The organism is Rhizobium sp. BK379 (assembly GCF_014193955.1).
Lineage (GTDB): Bacteria > Pseudomonadota > Alphaproteobacteria > Rhizobiales > Rhizobiaceae > Rhizobium.
In genome coordinates this window covers 1,563,997-1,582,184 of record NZ_JACIAD010000001.1, presented here as the reverse complement: position 1 = coordinate 1,582,184, position 18,188 = coordinate 1,563,997, and the positions used below count along the sequence as shown (strand labels likewise).

18 protein-coding genes are annotated in these 18,188 nt (G+C 59.7%); 11 read left to right on the top strand and 7 right to left on the bottom strand.

Annotated elements, in window-relative coordinates:
- Window positions 1-14 precede the first annotated feature (14 nt).
- The 6 genes from FHT93_RS08145 to FHT93_RS08120 all read right to left on the bottom strand — a co-directional run bounded on the left by FHT93_RS08145 (window position 15) and on the right by FHT93_RS08120 (window position 5,526).
- Complete coding sequence (locus tag FHT93_RS08145; protein WP_112969222.1) at window positions 15-320, bottom strand: NIPSNAP family protein; 306 nt, start codon at window positions 318-320, stop codon at window positions 15-17.
- A gap of 217 nt (window positions 321-537) precedes the next feature.
- A complete protein-coding gene (locus FHT93_RS08140) occupies window positions 538-1,599 on the bottom strand; it encodes an ABC transporter ATP-binding protein (protein WP_112541216.1) in 1,062 nt (353 codons plus the stop codon).
- 12 nt (window positions 1,600-1,611) lie between these two features.
- Complete coding sequence (locus tag FHT93_RS08135; RefSeq protein ID WP_112541217.1) at window positions 1,612-2,400, bottom strand: ABC transporter permease; 789 nt, start codon at window positions 2,398-2,400, stop codon at window positions 1,612-1,614.
- Window positions 2,397-3,290 (bottom strand): ABC transporter permease subunit, encoded by an 894-nt coding sequence (locus tag FHT93_RS08130; RefSeq protein WP_007824097.1) that lies wholly within the window; start codon window positions 3,288-3,290, stop codon window positions 2,397-2,399. The genes FHT93_RS08135 and FHT93_RS08130 overlap by 4 nt, the downstream gene beginning before the upstream one ends.
- A gap of 70 nt (window positions 3,291-3,360) precedes the next feature.
- On the bottom strand, window positions 3,361-4,464 hold the full coding sequence (locus FHT93_RS08125) for an ABC transporter substrate-binding protein (protein ID WP_112541218.1): 1,104 nt from the start codon (window positions 4,462-4,464) through the stop codon (window positions 3,361-3,363).
- Window positions 4,465-4,653: 189 nt separating this feature from the next.
- A complete protein-coding gene (locus FHT93_RS08120) occupies window positions 4,654-5,526 on the bottom strand; it encodes a MurR/RpiR family transcriptional regulator (RefSeq protein ID WP_112541219.1) in 873 nt (290 codons plus the stop codon).
- Window positions 5,527-5,703: 177 nt separating this feature from the next.
- Between FHT93_RS08120 and FHT93_RS08115 the strand changes: the two genes are divergently transcribed.
- From FHT93_RS08115 to FHT93_RS08085, 7 genes are all read left to right on the top strand, one after another.
- Window positions 5,704-6,474: an N-formylglutamate amidohydrolase gene (locus FHT93_RS08115; protein WP_113016821.1), complete on the top strand. Its 771-nt coding sequence runs from the start codon at window positions 5,704-5,706 to the stop codon at window positions 6,472-6,474.
- 119 nt (window positions 6,475-6,593) lie between these two features.
- Window positions 6,594-8,141 carry an amino acid permease gene (locus tag FHT93_RS08110; protein WP_112541220.1) on the top strand — a complete coding sequence of 516 codons (1,548 nt, stop codon included), beginning with the start codon at window positions 6,594-6,596 and terminating at the stop codon, window positions 8,139-8,141.
- Between the two features lie 145 nt (window positions 8,142-8,286).
- Entirely contained in the window at window positions 8,287-9,651 is a 1,365-nt protein-coding gene (locus tag FHT93_RS08105; protein WP_113205681.1) for a glutamine synthetase family protein, read from the top strand.
- 98 nt (window positions 9,652-9,749) lie between these two features.
- On the top strand, window positions 9,750-11,135 hold the full coding sequence (locus tag FHT93_RS08100; protein ID WP_183847004.1) for an aldehyde dehydrogenase family protein: 1,386 nt from the start codon (window positions 9,750-9,752) through the stop codon (window positions 11,133-11,135).
- On the top strand, window positions 11,132-12,286 hold the full coding sequence (locus FHT93_RS08095; RefSeq protein WP_183847002.1) for an iron-containing alcohol dehydrogenase: 1,155 nt from the start codon (window positions 11,132-11,134) through the stop codon (window positions 12,284-12,286). The genes FHT93_RS08100 and FHT93_RS08095 overlap by 4 nt, the downstream gene beginning before the upstream one ends.
- Window positions 12,287-12,531: 245 nt before the next feature.
- Window positions 12,532-13,242: a ParA family protein gene (locus FHT93_RS08090; RefSeq protein ID WP_162709945.1), complete on the top strand. Its 711-nt coding sequence runs from the start codon at window positions 12,532-12,534 to the stop codon at window positions 13,240-13,242.
- Between the two features lie 129 nt (window positions 13,243-13,371).
- Window positions 13,372-14,487: a hypothetical protein gene (locus FHT93_RS08085; protein WP_183847000.1), complete on the top strand. Its 1,116-nt coding sequence runs from the start codon at window positions 13,372-13,374 to the stop codon at window positions 14,485-14,487.
- Between the two features lie 6 nt (window positions 14,488-14,493).
- Here FHT93_RS08085 and FHT93_RS08080 read toward each other — a convergent pair whose 3' ends face one another.
- Complete coding sequence (locus FHT93_RS08080; RefSeq protein WP_112541225.1) at window positions 14,494-15,879, bottom strand: L,D-transpeptidase; 1,386 nt, start codon at window positions 15,877-15,879, stop codon at window positions 14,494-14,496.
- A 255-nt stretch (window positions 15,880-16,134) separates the two neighbouring features.
- On the opposite strand from FHT93_RS08080, the gene FHT93_RS08075 reads away from it, so the two are divergent.
- The 4 genes from FHT93_RS08075 to FHT93_RS08060 all read left to right on the top strand — a co-directional run bounded on the left by FHT93_RS08075 (window position 16,135) and on the right by FHT93_RS08060 (window position 18,187).
- Window positions 16,135-16,971 (top strand): DUF4432 family protein, encoded by an 837-nt coding sequence (locus tag FHT93_RS08075; RefSeq protein WP_112541226.1) that lies wholly within the window; start codon window positions 16,135-16,137, stop codon window positions 16,969-16,971.
- A 99-nt stretch (window positions 16,972-17,070) separates the two neighbouring features.
- Window positions 17,071-17,409 carry a TIGR01244 family sulfur transferase gene (locus FHT93_RS08070; protein WP_112541227.1) on the top strand — a complete coding sequence of 113 codons (339 nt, stop codon included), beginning with the start codon at window positions 17,071-17,073 and terminating at the stop codon, window positions 17,407-17,409.
- A 70-nt stretch (window positions 17,410-17,479) separates the two neighbouring features.
- Window positions 17,480-17,821 carry a RidA family protein gene (locus FHT93_RS08065; RefSeq protein WP_112541228.1) on the top strand — a complete coding sequence of 114 codons (342 nt, stop codon included), beginning with the start codon at window positions 17,480-17,482 and terminating at the stop codon, window positions 17,819-17,821.
- 15 nt (window positions 17,822-17,836) lie between these two features.
- Window positions 17,837-18,187: a hypothetical protein gene (locus FHT93_RS08060; RefSeq protein WP_112541229.1), complete on the top strand. Its 351-nt coding sequence runs from the start codon at window positions 17,837-17,839 to the stop codon at window positions 18,185-18,187.
- Window position 18,188: the final 1 nt, after the last annotated feature.

The following is an 18,188-nucleotide window of genomic DNA, read 5'->3' as shown; positions in this document are numbered from 1 at the left end:
AAATTCCGGGGCTCTCAGCCGAGAACCGGGCGCATGAAACTGCGCTCATAGCTGATGATGCTGCGGTTGCGCTTGTCGAGCTCGAAGGCGGCCTGACATTCCGGGTCGCTTGCCATTCGGGTGCGGTAGTCCTCGTAAGCGGCAAGGCTAGGGAAGGAAAACAGCGCAATTGCAATGTTGTTGGCGCCTTCCGATGGCAGGAAGTAGCCGTGATGGGCGCCCCCCATCCTGTTGACGATGGGGATCCAGAGCCGGGCGTATTGTTCGAATTCGGCGAGCTTGTAGGGGTCGATGACGTATCGCAGATGGCAGGTAATCATTGAAAGACCCCGTTGTGGAACGACCGAGCGGATGTCCGTCCGGTCTGTATTGCTTGCCCGGATTCGAGGCAAGCCGTTTGGTCTTTACGCTGCCTTCCGTTTCGATGCTATCTCCCCGATCTGGATATTCGGAGGGGCAGGGGCTCATGAAAAATAGGTAGCAGGCATGCAAAAGGCGCCGCGTTGCGGCGCCTTCGTTTGTTTCAGTCCGTCTCGATCAGTCGCGGATGACGAGCAGGTCGGCGGCCATGAAGCGGAGCGTCACGGTCTCGCCAGCGGCCGGCGGCCTGACGCCGGGGCTGTTGAACATGTCGAAGGAGATCACGTTGCCGCCGACATTCATGCGGGTGCGGATGACCGAACCCAGGAAGTGGGCAGATACGACCTCGCCGGTCAGGGCGGTGTCGCTCTGGGCGCCTTCGGCGAGCGAACCGGCTTCCGGACGGAGCGCAAGCTGAACGGTGTCGCCAGCCTTGTAGGTCTGGACCGACTGTTTCAGCGTGATGCCCTGATCGCCGATCTGGATGCGGTTGCTGTCGGGATCGACGACCTTGGCTTCGATGAGGTTCAGCGTGCCGACGAAGGAGGCGACGAAGCGCGTTGCCGGCGTGTTGTAGATTTCGAAGGGCGTGCCGATCTGGTCGGCCTTGCCGCCGTTCATGACGACGATGCGGTCGGAGATCGAGAGCGCTTCTTCCTGGTCGTGCGTGACGAAAACCGTGGTGATGCCAAGCGACTGCTGGATCTGGCGGATTTCCTCGCGCAGCGACACGCGGATCTTGGCATCGAGCGCCGAGAGCGGTTCGTCGAGCAGCAGAACCTGCGGCTTGACCGCAAGGGCGCGGGCAAGTGCGACGCGCTGCTGCTGGCCGCCCGACATCTGGTAGGGGAAGCGGTCCGCCAGGTGATCGAGCTTGATCAGGCCGAGCATTTCCTTGACGCGCTTGTCAATCTCCGGCTTCGCAGCGCCCGCGACCTTCATGCCGAAAGCGACGTTGTCATGCACCGTCATGTTCGGAAAAAGGGCGTAGGCCTGGAAGACCATGCCGATGTTGCGCTGGTTCGGCTTCAGGGCGCGCTGGTCCTTGCCGTTGATCGTCAGCGTGCCGCCGGTCGGCGTCTCGAAACCGGCGATCATGCGCAGCACGGTCGTCTTGCCGCAGCCCGACGGGCCGAGGAAGGAAACGAATTCCCCTTTCTCGATGTTCATGTTGAAGTTCTTGACGACCTGGGTCTGGCCGAAGGATTTCTGAATGTTGGTCAGCGTAAGAAAGGACATGAGCCAAATACCTTATGCTTTAGCCGGGCGGGCTTTGCCAAAGCGCGAAACGAGATTGAGCAGGCCCATGCTGAGCCAGGTGATCGAAAATGCGATAACGGCGAGCGCAGAAGGCTCATAAGCCTTGTTGGCGCCGACGAGCTGCAGATAGGGGCCAAAGGCCGGACGGTTGAGGAGCGCGGCGAAGGTGAATTCGCCCATGACGATCGCGAGCGTGATGAAAGCGCCCGAGAGCACGCCGCTCATGACATTCGGGAAAATGCACTTGAACATGATGGTGGTCCAGCGAGCGCCGAGGCTTTCAGCCGCCTCCGTCAGTGTGCGGACGTCGATGGCGCGCATGGCTGTATCGACCGCGCGGTACATGTAGGGCAGCGACAAGGTGATGTAAGAGAAAACCAGCAGGACGTTGGTGCCCATCGACGAATTCGTCAGCGGCAGATAGGACGATGAATTGTACATCCTGAGGTAGCCGAAAACGATGACAATCGCCGGAATGACGAGCGGTAGCAGTGTGATGAATTCGACGACCGGACGCATCTGCGGTAGGCGCAGCCGCACCCAGTAGGCTGTCGGCACGACGAGCAGCATGCCGAAGATGATGGTCAGAAACGCCATTCCCATGGAGTAGCCGAAGGTCTCGCGGAACTGAGCGTCCGAGAAGACTGACTGATAGGCATCGAAGCTATAGGTGCCGCGGCGCATGCGCAGCGAGAATTCGATCGTGCCGATCAGCGGGATGATGAAATAGGACGCGCCGAGAATGATGGCGATCCAGGCTCCGAGACGTTGAGCTTTCATTTCTGCCACCGTTCGGCGCGCATGCGCAGCATGAGATAAAGGACATTGGATACGCCGGTTATGACGATCATGCCGAGCGCGATCGCGTAACCGAGGTTGGCATTGTGCAGAACGTCGCCGCGGATCTGCGCATAGAGCAGGATCGGCACGATGTTCAATGAACTGCCGGTCAGCGCGAAAGCGGTGGCAATGGCGCCGAAAGCGTTGGCAAAGAGCAGCAGCGTGGTACCGAGCAGGCTCGGCCAGAGGATCGGCAGGGCAACCATCGTCCAATATTGACGGTTGGTAGCGCCGAGAATTTCAGAGGCTTCGCGCCATTCCTTCTTCATACCGTCCAACGCCGGCGTCAGGATCAGCACCATCAGCGGGATCTGGAAATACATGTAGGTGATGGTGAGGCCGAAGAACGAGAGGAGGTTGAAGCCGGTGCCGTAAAGGTTGAAGCCAAACCAGTCGCGCAGGAAGAGGGTCACAAGGCCGGTGCGGCCGAGCGTTGCGAGAAAGGCGAAGGCGAGCGGTACCCCGGCGAAATTCGAGGCTACGCCGGAGAATGTCAGAAGCGTCGAGCGCACCGAGTTCGGCAGGCCGCCGAGCACGACGGCCCAGGCGAGGAAAAAACCGATCAGGGCGCCGCCAAGGGCGGACGCCACCGAGACGCGGATACTGATCCAGTAAGCGCTCAAAATGGATGGCGTAAAGAGATCGCCGATATTCTTCAGCGTGAGTTCGCCCTCGGGCGTCAAGAACGCGCCCGCCACGAGATAAAGCGTGGGGATAATCAGGAACAGTAGTGAAAAAATAATGAAGGGTGCAATGCCCAGCCAGTCGATCACGCGGTCTTTGTTGATCAAGGGGGCGCTGCTTACCATAGGTGTTGAAACGGTACTCATGGAAAGCTCATCCTGGGGCGTCGGAGTGAGAAAACCTCCCCGCCCTGAGGCGAGGAGGCAGGATCAGGTGTTACTTGACGATGGCGCCGACGACAGAATCCCAGTTCTTGCTGATGGCTTCCTTGCCGGCAGCCTGTTCCTCAAGAGTCGGGAAAACAGCCTTTTCATAGGCCGCTGCCGGCGGCAGCTTGTCGAGGAGTTCCTTCGGGATCTTGTTGTTCTTGGCAAGATCGTTGAAGCGGATCGGGTGGCAATAGCCCTTCAGCCAGCCGATCTGACCTTCGTCCGAGTAAAGATATTCCATCCAGAGCTTGGCAGCGTTCGGATGCGGTGCGAAGGCGGAGATCGCCTGAACGTACACGCCTGCGACAACGCCCGTCTTCGGAACGACGACTTCAAACGGAGGGTTGCCCTTCAGGCTCTCACCCCAGGACAGAGCATTGTAGTCCCAGGAGATGATGATCGGCGTCGAGCCCTGTGCAAACGGTGCGGCTTTACCCGTAACCGGTACGAAGTTGCCGGCCTTGTTCAGTTCGGCGAAGAACTTGAGACCTTCGTCGCCAGCCTTTGCCGCATCGCCATTGCTGCGCGACAGACCGGCCGCATAAACGCCCTGAACTGCCTGGTTGGCGGTGCGCGGGTCGCCGGCGAGGGCAACCGAGTTTGCGTAATCGCTCTTCAGAAGGTCAGCCCAATCAGCCGGGGATTCCTTGACGAGATCCTTGTTGATGAGGAAGGAGAGAACGCCGTAATAATCGCCATACCAGAAGCCGTCGGCGTCCTTGGCGGTGTCCGGGATAGAGTCCCAGGTGGAAACCTTGTAGGGCTGGATCAGGCCTTCAGCCTTTGCAGACGGGCCGAAGGAGAGGCCAACGTCGATCACGTCAGGAGCCTGCGGGCCGGTGTTGCCCTTGTTGGCCTTGATGGCTTCGATTTCGTCGCCCGAACCGGCGTCCGGGTTCAGTTCGTTGACTTCGATACCGTACTTCGCCTTGAAGCCTGCGATAACATCGCCGTAGCCGCACCAGTCATGCGGGAGAGCGATCGTCGTCAGCGTGCCTTCCTTCTTGGCGGCAGCGATAAGATCGGCGCTCGGTTCAGCGGCTGCGATCGCAGTCGAAGCTACGATCATCGCAGTAGAAAGCGAAAGCAGTCGAGAAATGTTAGAGATCACTGTTGTTCTCCTTCAGGTTTTCAGTGTCCGATGTGCTGTTACTGTCGTTAGATGAAGCTTGTGTGACAGTTGCATGACGTTAATTTTTCTATGAATAGCAGTCGCTTGCGGCAAATGTTTCATTTGCGACAGGCTGTCCTGTTTCCGCGAAAGCCGCCATTGTTTTTGCCCTTTTTTTAGCTGTCCCTCCTAACCGGGTTTGCGGAAAAGCCGGGTTTGTTCGAACAGGCCTTCCAGCGTTTTCATGCGTTCCTTCGTTTCGTCCCAGGTCGAGTTCTGCACCGCTTCGATGAGCGCCTCGACAATGAAGAGTGTCACAACGGAGGAATCCCAGGCCGACGGCGCCTCGATCTGCACGCGGAAGACGTGCCGTGCGAGCTTGGCGGCGGGTGAGGCCCATTGGTCGGTGAAGACTATGATTTCGGCGCCGCGCTTGCGGGCGGCGGTGGCCAGGCTCACCATCTCCTGCTCGTAGCGGCGGATATCGAAGATGATGAGCAGATCGCCCGGGTTCATGTTGAGGACGTATTGGGGCCAGCTCGACGAATTGGACGACAACAGCGCCGTGTTCGGGCGAATGACCTGCATATGGGTAAAGAAGTATTCGGCCAGGGCGCCGGTGATGCGTCCGCCGACGAAATAGAGCGTGCGCTTGCGATCCGAGAGCAGGGTGGCGACATTGTCGAAGGTCGCTGTGTCGAGATCGGAAAGCGTCTGCCGCAGATTGCCCATGATGGCATCGGCGAAGCGGTTCAATATATGGGTGCCTGGCGCGTTCTGGGCCCAGCGGTCGTGCTTGGCGATCGGGTTGGAGATCGTCGCCTCGACTTCCTGATGCAGATGCTGCTGGAAATCCGGATAGCCCTTGTAGCCGAGCTTCTGGACCATGCGCACGACTGTCGGCGTGGAAACGCCGGCATTTTCAGCGATGGTGGTGATGCTGCCGAGACCTGAGACGGGATAGTTGTCGAGAAGGCTTTCAGCCAATTGCTTCTCGGCGCGCGTGAGCACGCCGAAATGCGAATGAATGACGTCCGAAACGGTCTTTGCCGCGACACTCACGTGATTTTGCTCCCCGGGATGGTCTAGTGCCACTTTCCCACTGAAAGTTAACAACGCTGTCACAATCCATGTCAATAACTGTCATGAAAAGAAATTTTCAGAGTGCGCTTGACACTGCGGTGAAGCTGAAGAATTCTTTTCTTGTAAAGAATTTATTAAGCGATGGGGGAAGCGCCGTTGGTGCTGGCTCAGGCCAAAATTCTCAGCGAGGCGGACGGCGATTGCGTTGCAATCGAGCGTGTCCACGGCAAGAGTCCCGTGCTGCTTATCTGCGAGCATGCATCGCGCACGCTTCCTGAACATTTCGGCGATCTGGGCCTCTCCGAGGAAGCGCTTTCCAGCCATATCGCCTGGGATCCAGGCGCCCTTGCGGTTGCGCGCGCCATTTCCGCAGCGCTCGATGCAACGCTCATCTACCAGCGCTTCTCGCGCCTGATCTATGACTGCAATCGGCCGCCGAGCTCGCCGGGCGCCATGCCCGAGGTCAGCGAGATCTATGCGATTCCGGGTAACAAGGATTTGAGTGAGGGCGAGCGCCTGGCCCGCACGGAGGCGCTTTACCTGCCGTTCCATGATGGCGTGCGCGCCTTGATCCGGGATCGGCAGGCGAGGGGGCAGGATAGCGTCATCGTGACGATCCACAGCTTCACTCCGGTCTATAATGGAAAGCAGCGCGCCGTCGAACTCGGCATCCTCCATGACGAGGACAGCCGTCTCGCCGACCGCATGCTGGATTTTGCGGCCGAGGCGCCGCTTTATCGTACAGAACGCAACGAACCCTACGGGCCTGCTGACGGCGTGACCCACACGCTGATCCTGCACGGCATTTCCAACGGGCTTCGCAATGTCATGATCGAGGTCCGTAACGACCTTATCAGTGAAGATACCGGCCAAGGGGTCGTGGCCGACTATCTCACAAGGCTTCTCCAGCAGAGTCTGGATGCCTGAATAAAAGAAGACCCCGGGGAGCAGTTTAACTGCGAACAGCCCGCAAGGCGAAAAGCCACGGGCACTTTTGGCACAGGATCGGCCGCAATTCCGCGGGCGATTGTCAACAGGGGGAAGTCATGTCGGACTATTCCGAAAATGATAAGAAGCAGGATATGAGCATCCTGCATTCCATGGGCTATGCCCAGGAACTTGAACGACGCATGAGCTCGTTCTCGAACTTTGCCGTATCCTTCTCGATCATCTGCATCCTGTCGGGCGGCATCAACTCGCTCGCGCAGGCAACCGCGGGTGCAGGCGGTGCCGCGATCGGTATCGGCTGGCCGCTCGGCTGCTTCGTCTCGCTGGTGTTCGCCGTTGCGATGGCGCAGATCAGCTCCGCCTATCCGACGGCAGGCGGGCTTTATCACTGGGGTTCGATCCTCGGTAACCGCTTCACCGGCTGGCTGACCGCCTGGTTCAACCTGCTCGGCCTCGTCACCGTTCTCGGCGCCATCAATGTCGGTACCTATTATTTCTTCATGGGCACGTTCGGCACGAGCTATCTCGGCCTGACGGACACGACGACGGTGCGCATCGTCTTCCTGGTGATCATCACCGGCGCGCAGGCCCTCGTGAACCATATGGGTATCGGCCTCACGGCCAAGCTCACCGATTTCTCGGGCTATCTCATCTTCGCGACCTCTATCGCGCTTGCCGCGGTGTGCCTGATTTCGGCGCCGTCTTACGAGTTCGGCCGGCTCTTCACCTTCGCCAACTATTCGGGCGAAGCGGGCGGCAATGTCTGGCCCTCGACCTCGGGCCTCTGGGTCTTCCTGCTCGGCCTGCTGCTGCCGATCTATACGATCACCGGCTATGACGCTTCGGCCCATACGTCGGAAGAAACGGTCAAGGCGGCGCATTCCGTTCCGCGCGGTATGGTCTCTTCCGTCCTCTGGTCGGCGCTCTTCGGCTACATCATGCTGTGCTCCTTCGTGCTCATGCTGCCGAACATGGACGATGCTGCAAAGCAGGGCTGGAACGTGTTCTTCTGGGCGATGGACACGCAGGTCAATTCGACCGTGAAGGACATTCTCTACTTCGCGATCCTCATCAGCCAGTGGCTGTGCGGTCTTGCGACCGTCACTTCGGTCTCACGCATGATCTTCGCCTTCTCGCGTGACGGCGGCCTGCCGGCATCGAAGGGACTGTCGAAGGTCAGCCCGAACTACCGCACGCCGGTTGCCGCCATCTGGACGGGCTCGATCCTCTCGGTGCTCTTCGTCTGGGGCTCGTCGCTCGTTTCGATCGGCGAGACGCCAGTTTACACGATCGTCGTGTCGTGCACGGTCATCTTCCTATTCTTCTCCTTCGCGATCCCGATCGCACTCGGCCTCTTTGCCTGGGGCACGTCGAAGTGGGACAAGATGGGTCCGTGGAACCTCGGCGAAGGCATGTTCAAGCTCTTCGCGGTTCTCTCGATCCTCGCGATGATCCTGATCTTCGTACTCGGCATTCAACCGCCGAACGGACCGGCACTCTATGTGACGGTCGGCTTCCTGGTTCTGACCGGCATTGTCTGGTTTGGCTTCGAAAGCCGCCGCTTCAAGGGGCCGCCGATCGGCGAGGAAGTGGCACGACGCCAGGCCGAAATCGCAGCGGCCGAAAAGGCTGTCGGCGAACACTGATAGATCAAGGCTTCCCTCTCACATGGCGGGGCCGCGTCACGCGGCCCCCTCACGGTTCAACGAAAAGGCATCGGATGGGTTGATCCCGGCGTCGCATGCCGTTTCGTTGTCCCGATTTCCAAGTTCAATTTCAGGCGGATACATCATGAGCAACTATACTCTCGACGATCTCAGACAGGACGTTGCCGACGGGCGCATCGATACGGTGCTGGCCTGCCAGGTGGACATGCAGGGGCGCCTGATGGGCAAGCGCTTCCAGGCCGAATTCTTCCTCGAAAGTGCCTGGAAGGAAACGCACAGCTGCAACTACCTCCAGGCGACCGATATGGAGATGGAGACCGTCTCCGGCTACAAGGCGACCAGCTGGGAAAAAGGTTATGGCGACTACACGATGAAGCCCGATCTTTCGACGCTGCGGGTCATTCCCTGGCTCGAAGGCACGGCCCTCGTTCTCTGCGACGTGCTGGATCATCATACGCATGAGGAAGTGGCCCATTCGCCCCGCGCGATCCTGAAGAAGCAGGTCAAGCGGCTCGAAGACATGGGGATGAAGGCCTACATGGCCTCCGAACTCGAATTCTTCCTCTTCGACCAGACCTATGAGGCGGCGCAGGCGTCGGGTTACCGCGACCTGAAACTCGCCAGCGCCTATAATGAAGATTACCACATCTTCCAGACGACCAAGGAAGAAGAGGTCATGCGGGCGATCCGCAAGGGCCTGCAGGGAGCCGGCATTCCGGTCGAAAATTCCAAGGGTGAGGCATCTGCCGGCCAGGAAGAAATCAACGTGCGTTATGCCGATGCACTCGCCATGGCCGACCGCCATGCGATCATCAAGAACGGCTGCAAGGAAATCGCCTGGTCGAAGGGCAAGGCGATCACCTTCCTCGCCAAGTGGCACTACAATGCCGCCGGCAGCTCATCGCATATCCATCAGTCACTCTGGAGTCTCGAAGAAAAGCCGCTCTTCTTCGATCATACCGGCCATCACGGCATGTCGCCGCTGATGCAGCACTATATTGCCGGGCTGCTCAGCCATGCGAGCGAGATCACCTATTTCCTGGCGCCCTATATCAATTCCTACAAGCGCTTCATGGCCGGTACCTTCGCGCCCACCAAGGCCGTCTGGAGCAAGGACAATCGTACGGCCGGCTACCGTCTCTGCGGCGAGGAGACCAAGGGAATTCGTATCGAATGCCGCGTCGGCGGCTCCGACCTCAATCCTTACCTTGCCTTCGCAGCCCTGCTTGCCGCCGGTATCGACGGCATCGAGAAGAAGCTGGAACTGGAGGCGCCCTATGTGGGTGACGCCTATTTCGGCAAGGATATCCGCGAAATCCCGCGTACGCTGCGGGCTGCGACCAAGGCGATGACGGAATCGGAGATGCTGCGCACAGCCTTCGGTGACGAGGTCATCGATCACTATACCCGCGCTGCCGAATGGGAGCAGGAAGAATACGACCGCCGCATCACCGATTGGGAAGTGGCGCGCGGCTTCGAGAGAGCTTAAGAACATATCCGAAGCGGAAAACCGCCTGACCGGATTCCTTCTCGGGGATCGGTCATGGTGTCTTTCCCTGCGGCTCAGAAGAAAACAGGATTCAGATCATGACAATGATCCAATGCATTTCGCCGATCGACGGCTCTGTTTATGCGGAGCGTCCGGCGCTTTCGCTTGAAGCGGCGAAGGAAACCGTTGCGCGTGCGCGCAAGGCGCAGAAGACCTGGGCCAGGCGCCCGCTAGAAGATCGTGTCCAGCTGGTGCTGAAAGGTGTCGCCCGTCTCAACGAGATGTCCGACGTCGTCGTGCCCGAGCTTGCCTGGCAGATGGGCCGGCCGATCAAGTATGGCGGCGAATATCGGGGCTTCAACGAGCGTTCCAATTATGTCGCCTCGATTGCGGCCGATGCGCTCGCGCCTCTCGTCGTCGAGGAAAGCGACAAGTTCGAGCGCCGGATCGAGCGCGAAGCCCATGGCGTCGTCTTCGTCGTTGCCCCCTGGAACTATCCTTACATGACGGCGATCAACACGATTGCGCCGGCGCTGATGGCCGGCAACACTGTCGTGCTCAAGCATGCCTCGCAGACGTTGCTCGTCGGCGAGCGGCTGGTGCAGGCTTTCGTCGAGGCGGGTGTTCCCGAGGATGTGTTCCAGAACGTGTTCCTCGATCATGAGACGACCTCGGCGCTGATCGCCGCCGGCAGCTTCAACTTCGTCAACTTCACCGGCTCGGTCGAAGGCGGCCGCTCGATGGAGCGGGCTGCGGCCGGCACCTTTACCGGTCTCGGCCTCGAGCTCGGCGGCAAGGATCCGGGTTATGTGATGGAAGATGCGGATCTCGACGCTGCCGTCGATACGCTGATGGATGGCGCGACCTATAATTCCGGCCAGTGCTGCTGCGGCATCGAGCGCATCTATGTGCATGAATCGCTCTATGACGCCTTCGTCGAGAAGTCGGTTGCCTGGGTTTCGAACTACAAGCTCGGCAATCCGCTCGATCCGGAGACATCGCTCGGCCCGATGGCGCACAAGCGCTTCGCCAAGGTGGTGCGCGAGCAGATCGCCGATGCCGTCGGCAAGGGCGCCAAGGCGCTCGTCGATCCCAAGCTCTTCCCGGCCGATGACGGCGGCGCCTATCTGGCACCGCAGATCCTCGTCAATGTCGATCATTCCATGGCCTTCATGCGCGAAGAAACCTTCGGCCCGGCCGTCGGCATCATGAAGGTGAAGAACGACGATGAGGCGCTGGCGCTGATGAATGACAGCCAGTACGGGCTGACGGCGTCGCTCTGGACCAAGGACGCGGAGCGGGCAGGGCGGCTCGGCCGCGACATCGAAACCGGCACCGTCTTCATGAACCGCGCCGATTATCTCGATCCGGCTCTCTGCTGGACCGGCGTCAAGGAAACCGGCCGCGGCGGCTCGTTGTCGATCATCGGCTTCCACAATCTGACGCGCCCGAAATCCTACCACCTGAAGAAAGTCACAGCATGAGCAGCGCCAACATCACCGCCAACTGGAGCTATCCGACATCCGTCAAGCTCGGCCGCGGACGCATCAAGGAACTCGCAGACGCCTGCAAGAGCCTCGGCATAAAGAAGCCGCTGCTCGTCACCGACCGCGGCCTCGCTGCGATGGCGATCACCAAGAACGCGCTCGACATTCTCGAAGATGCCGGCCTCGGCCGGGCGATCTTTGCCGATGTCAATCCGAATCCGAATGAGAAGAACCTCGAAGCCGGTATCAAGGCCTTCCGCGACGGCGGCCATGACGGCGTCGTCGCTTTCGGCGGCGGTTCGGGTCTCGATCTCGGCAAGTGCGTGGCCTTCATGGTCGGCCAGACGCGCCCCGTCTGGGATTTCGAGGATATCGGTGACTGGTGGACGCGGGCTGATGTCGCAGGCATCGCGCCGATCGTTGCCGTGCCGACGACGGCCGGCACAGGTTCGGAAGTCGGCCGTGCCAGCGTCATCACCAATTCCGCAACGCATGTGAAGAAGATCATCTTCCATCCGAAATTCCTGCCGGGCGTCGTCATCGCCGATCCGGAACTGACGGTCGGCATGCCGAAGATCATCACGGCCGGCACCGGCATGGATGCCTTCGCGCACTGCCTGGAGGCCTATTCTTCGCCTTTCTATCACCCGATGTCAGCCGGCATCGCGCTGGAAGGCATGCGCCTCGTCAAGGAATTCCTGCCGCGCGCCTACAAGGAAGGTACGGATCTGGAAGCCCGCGCCAACATGATGTCGGCAGCCGCCATGGGCGCTGTTGCGTTCCAGAAGGGGCTTGGCGCCATTCATGCGCTCTCGCATCCGATCGGCGCGGTTTACAATACCCATCATGGCATGACCAATGCCGTCGTCATGCCCGCGGTGCTGCGCTTCAACCGCTCGGCTATTGAAGAGAAGATTGCGCGTGCGGCTGCCTATCTCGGCATATCCGGCGGTTTCGACGGCTTCTACGACTACGTGCTGAAGCTGCGCTCCGAACTCGGCGTGCCCGAAAATCTCACTGCGATGGGAATCACCCCCGACCGGATCGACGAACTGGCCGCAATGGCGATCGAAGATCCGAGTGCTGGTGGCAATCCGGTTGCATTGACGCTCGAAAATACCAAGACCCTGTTTAAGGATTGCTTCTGAACAGATAAAGGCGGACCTCTAAACTGGCCCGGAAAACCTCGGTTTTCCGGGCTTTTTTGTTGTTTTTCGCGCTTCGGGCCATCCCATTTTTTGATGATGTGAAAAATGCGGACCGCAATTTCGGCGGGCGCGTTTAGAATTTGTTAACCACGATTGGAAAGGATGGGTTAACCGCACGATGCTCCGACTGTGCGATCAACAAGAGCGATGCCGGCTCACGCCCATTCCGTTCGAGGACTAAGAATATGCCAGTCATCACATTCGCAAATACCAAGGGCGGCGCCGGCAAGACCACAGCCGTGTTGCTGCTTGCAACCGAATTGGCCCGTCAGGGCTACCGTGTCACCATCCTCGATGCCGACCCGCAGCACTGGATTTCGCGCTGGCACGAAATCTCCGGTCATGTGCCCAACATCAGCGTCATCGACTTCGTAACAACCGCCTCGCTGCCGCAGCACATCAGCGAAAACAAACATAATACCGATTATTTCATCATCGACCTGCCCGGCGCGCGCAACCCGCTGCTGGCAACGGCAGTCGGCCTTTCCGATCATGTGCTGATCCCGATCCAGGGCTGCGCCATGGATGCTCGTGGCGGCGCCCAGGTTCTCGAACTGCTGCAATATCTGGAGGAGAAGGCCGGCATCAAGATCGGGCATTCGGTCGTGCTGACCCGCGTCAACTCCATGGTCACGACCCGCGCACTGCAGCTGGTCAAGGCCCTGTTGAACGAACGCCACGTGTCGGTTCTGGATACGGCCATCATCGAACGCTCCGCCTTCCGTGACATCTTCGATTGTGGCGGCACGCTGCATACGATGGATCCAACGCGTGTCAGCAATCTCGACAAGGCCCGTGAAAACGCTCTCTGTTTCGCAGAGGAAATCATTCGCAAGGTGCCCGGCCGGCTGCCGGTTGCGATCCGCCTGGCAAATGCCATGGGCCGGGCTGCCTGATCAGAATAGACAGGGGTAGGGAAATTGATGCCTCGGCTTCGGCCGGGGCATTTTCTATTTGAAATTACATTTGCTCACTGCTGTAATGATGATCAGGTTGTAAAAATCTCTTCACGCGCGAAGCAACGCATGAGCATAAGCCAGCAAGTCGACGACAAGCTTATCGATTCTATTTACGGGATCGTTTTTGGTGAAGCGCGATGGGATACGTTTCTGACAGAGTTGAACGGGTTGCTGCCAGGGGCGGGAACCAGCCTTTTCTATCATGATGCGGCGCGGGCGGAAGGTTCGTCGCAATTCCACATCAATATGGATCAGGCGTGGATCGACACCTACACACGCTATTACTGCCGGCTGAACCCCTGGATATCGGGCCTGAACAGAACGCCCCCCGGGCAGGGGGCAATCGGCGAGGATTTCATATCCTATGCAGAGCTTTCCAGGACCGAGTTCTTCAACGACTTCTGGCATCGGCATGAAGGTCACGGCGCCGTCGGCATGGCGATCCTGCGGGAGGGCAGCCGGTCGTTCAATCTTTCGATCACCACGACCCGCTGGACCGACCCGGATGAGAGCCGGGCCTGCGCTGCGCTTCTGACACGGATCGGACCTCATCTGAGGCGCGCCTTCATCGCGGTCGAATCCGGCGGCCGACAGAAGAATGTTTCGGAGATCAACGGGAGGCTGTTCGATGCTATTGGCGTCGGTGTGCTGCTGCTGAATTCGGAGCGGCAACTGGTCTCCACCTCTGTCTTCGGAGAGCAGGTGCTCGAACAGGGGGCGGGTGTCTGGCTTTCACCGCTCGGAATGCTGCATCTTGCCGACCAGGATGCTGACGACCGTCTCACACTGATGCTGCGGCATGAGGAGGAGGCAGAGCGTCAACAGACGGTTCTGGACGATGGCCGGAAGATCACCTTGCTCAAGCTTGAGAAGAGCCACCAGCCACGCTTCTTCGAGCGACCGGTCGTCGCCATCCTGATCGAGCCGAAACAAAGCTCTGCAGGGCTGAGCGATGAGAAACTGCGCAGAGATTTCGGTCTCACGCAGGCTGAAATCAGGGTCGTGAGGGCGCTGGTTTCGGGAGGCTCGGTTTCGGGCCTGGCTGCCGAAACCAGCCGCTCGCGCGAGACGATCCGCTCGCAGGTGCGGTCCGTCTATCTGAAGACGGGTGCCAGGAAGCAGGTGGAGCTCCTGCGTCTGATCCAGTTCGGCGAGCGCCCGCCAGAAACACCGGGCGAATAGATTTCCTCAGTCGACGAATTCGACCGTCACGCCGGGCTTGACCATCTTAGCAAGCTCCGTCGCATCCCAGTTCGTCAGGCGGATGCAGCCGTGGCTCTGGGTGCGGCCGATCCTGGAAGGGTCCGGAGTGCCGTGAATGCCATAGGTGGGCTTGGAAAGCGCCATCCAGACAGTACCAACCGGGCCATTCGGGCCTGGCGGAATGTCGAGGATCTTATCGTTGGCGCCCTGCTGGAAATTGATCTTCGGATTGTAGGTGTAACCCGGATTGAAGGCGACACGCTCGACGGTCACGGTACCTGACGGAGAAGGCGTGTCGGTGGAGCCGATCGAGGCCGGGTAGGCGGCAACAAGATTGCCGGCGTCGTCATAGGCAAAGACCTGCTTGCGGCCCTTATCGGCGAGGATCTTTGAAACAGCGCCGGTCTTGTTCGCGCCGGGATTGACGACCTTGATGACTGTGCCCGGGATCGTGAAATCCGCGCCGGGGTTCATTTCCTTCAGGAAGTTCTCGTCCATGTGGAAGCGCTCGGCGAGCGCTTCGGTGACCGTGGTATAGGCAAGCGACGGCAGGAGTGCCTTCTGTGAATAATCTTCCGGTATCTGCGCCACATAGGGACCGGCCGCATCCGCGTCCGTGATCGTATAGTTGACGACCGGCAGGCCGCCATTCATGCGCAGTTCTTCGAGGATCGCATCCGTATTGTTCGGATCAAGCTTCGTGCCGGTCATCTGTTCATAGGCGTAGATCGCCTTGGTGACGTTGGAGCCCATGTGGCCGTCGATGACACCAGGAGAAACGCCGGCGCGATCCAGAAACACCTGAAGGGCGACGATCTCAGGCTTGGACTTGTCCTTGAGCGTGATCACAGGATCCTGTGGCGCCGCGCGCGGCTCGTCGGCGGGTGGAATCTGCTGGTCGGGCTCGACCGCTGCATAATCATCCTGGCCCTGCGGATCGCCGGGGTAGGCCTGATCGAGTGGCCGACGCTCTATGGAGGCGTCCTGCGGGATGGACCCCGTTACCGGGCCGCGCTCGGAATAGCGCGTATCGCCATAGCGGTTGTCGTCGGAATAATAGGGGTCGTTATTGTAGGCGTCGTTATAGACTTCCCGATTGGTGCGCGGCGAATAGTAGCCGCGAGCACGCATCTCGGTCGCGACGATGTTGCCGTAGCGGTCAATCAGCACACGATTGCCGCGATAGTCGTGGGCATAAACGAAGCCGCGGCCGGGGGGGACGTATTCGAGGATTTCGCCGGTCGGCGTCACCAGTACGATATCGCTTCTGTTGCGACCGTATTGCTGCGCGTCGGCCTGCTGCGGCGTGAACGCGGCGAGCGCCAAAAGCAGGGCCGAAAGGGAAAGGGCCGATTTCATAAAGCGATTCACGTCTCACACCTCGATCAGTGGCTCGGCAGACACACACCTGCGAATTTTGACGCTAGTGTGGAATTTCTTAAGCCGTGCTGAACAAAAGATAAAAACAACGGTGTTTTGCGTTTACTCATAAACGCTTGCGCGAAGATGGCGTTCCCGTGAAGGCGATGGTTGCGGTGCTGCCGATCGCCGTTCCTGTCCTTGATTGACTAGGGTGACGGCACCCCCTAACCCTACCGCAGCCAAGATTCCCGGGAGGATAAGCCGATGATCGAATTTGCCGCCGCACGCGGACCGCGCCTGATGCTGGATGAAAGATCGGTGCTGGATATCGGCGGCTGCATCGTCGAGGGCATCGATATCGCGCCCAAGCGCGCCATCCCCGACGATGGCGATCCGCGAATCGATCATTCTCTGGAAGGCTTTCTCTTCACCTGCGGCCCCGATCACATACGTCATCGTCAACCTGTTCCCGGGACGGACGGCAAGATCTATCCCCTGCACGGGTCTGCCTCCGGCCATGCCGCCAAAGTGCTGTGGACGAGGTTCGAAAATGGCAATGCCGAATGCCGCGCCGATATCGACATCATCACGGTCGAGGGCCTGCCCCAGCGCATCGAGCGCCTGTGGCGGATCGACGGGGAAACGGGCGAGGTCTCGCTTGAGGATCGCGTCGTCAATACGAGCGACCAAAAGGTGCCGACCTTTCTGATGTACCATATGAATATCGGCGGCAAATGGCTGGACGCGGGCACGCGGCTCGAGGGGAGGATGCTCGAGGGCAGCGGTTTTCCCTGGACCTTCGGCGAGGAGCCGGGCGGCATCTTCTGCGTCGAGGCTCCGGCAACGGAGGACGGTCTTGCCGAAGTCCGGCTCGGGCCGGTTGCCGCAATCGGCGGCAAGACGCTCAGGGTGCGCGTGCGTGCCGATACGTTGCCGCATCTGCAGATCTGGCGGAACCAGAAGGCGCCGGCTGATATTATCGGTATCGAGCCGGTGTCGCACCGCTGGGTGCTGCGCCATGAGCTGGAGGCGGCCGGTGAGTTCAACTGGCTGAAGCCGGGCGAAAGCCGCAGCTACGGCCTTCGTTTCGGCTTCGTCTAAGCTTATAGCCTAATCCGGGGGCGTTCGGCGAAGACGTGTTGACGCCCAAGGGGACGCGTCGTAGACCTTCAGCCCACCATTTTAGAGGAGATTGAGACGATGGATATCCGCCAGATCGACGATGAATACTCCGTTTCCGGCCAGATCACGGTTGACGAACTCGACCAGATCAAGGCACTCGGCTTCAAGTCCATCGTCTGCCATCGTCCGGATGGCGAAAGCCCTGACCAGACGCCCTTTGCCGTCATCGAAGCCCGCGCCAAGGAAATCGGCCTGCAGATCACCCATGTGCCGGTCGGGCCGATGGGTGTGACCGAGGAGGCCGTGCAGGGCATGGTCGACGCGCTCGACGAATTCGAGCGGCCGATGCTCGGCTATTGCCGCTCCGGCGCGCGCTCGACGGCGATCTATCAGAAGACGCACCACATCCGCGCCTGAGCCGGTTTTACCCGAACCAGTCCTGCGCCGCGCTAACGCGGCGCTTTTATTTGATGAACAGGAGAACACGATGAGCATCAAGCGTATCGACATCGGTGCCCGCATGAGCGGCGCCGTCATCCACGGCAACACCGTATACCTCGCAGGCCAGGTCGGCGAAGGCGAAAGCGTTGCCGATCAGTGCAAGTCTGCACTCGGCGAAGTCGACCGTCTGCTCGCCGCTTCCGGCAGCAACAAGTCGAAGATCCTGCAGACGATCATCTATCTCTCCGATATCGCCTATTTCGCTGAGATGAACGCCGTTTGGGAAGGCTGGATCGACCCGGCAAACCCGCCGGCCCGTGCCACCAGCGAAGCCAAGCTCGCTGCGCCGAAGTACAAGGTTGAATTCATCGTCACCGCGGCGATCTGATCTTAAGGACACGGAATGTCAACGAGGCGCCTGCTGACGGTGTGTTTTGCCGGTTGCCTCGTTGCTTCCGTGGCTTTTACGGAGGAGCTTCCGCCCATTCCCAAGGGCGATGGGCTTGGCGTCGCCTCTATGAGCATGACCATCGCATTGATCTGCGACATGAATTACAAGCGCCCGCAGCTCGTTCGGAATGCAAAAGCGCTGTTTTTGAAGTTTGCTCGAAAGGAACTGCAAGACCCGCAAGCTGCAACGGAACGGGCCTTCAGCACGGCTCGCCGCGGCGTTACGCAGCAATCGACCCGGCAATATTCCAAAGAGAGCTGCGATCAGCTGGATAGAATGCTGAAACGCGAGCTTGCGCGCTGAG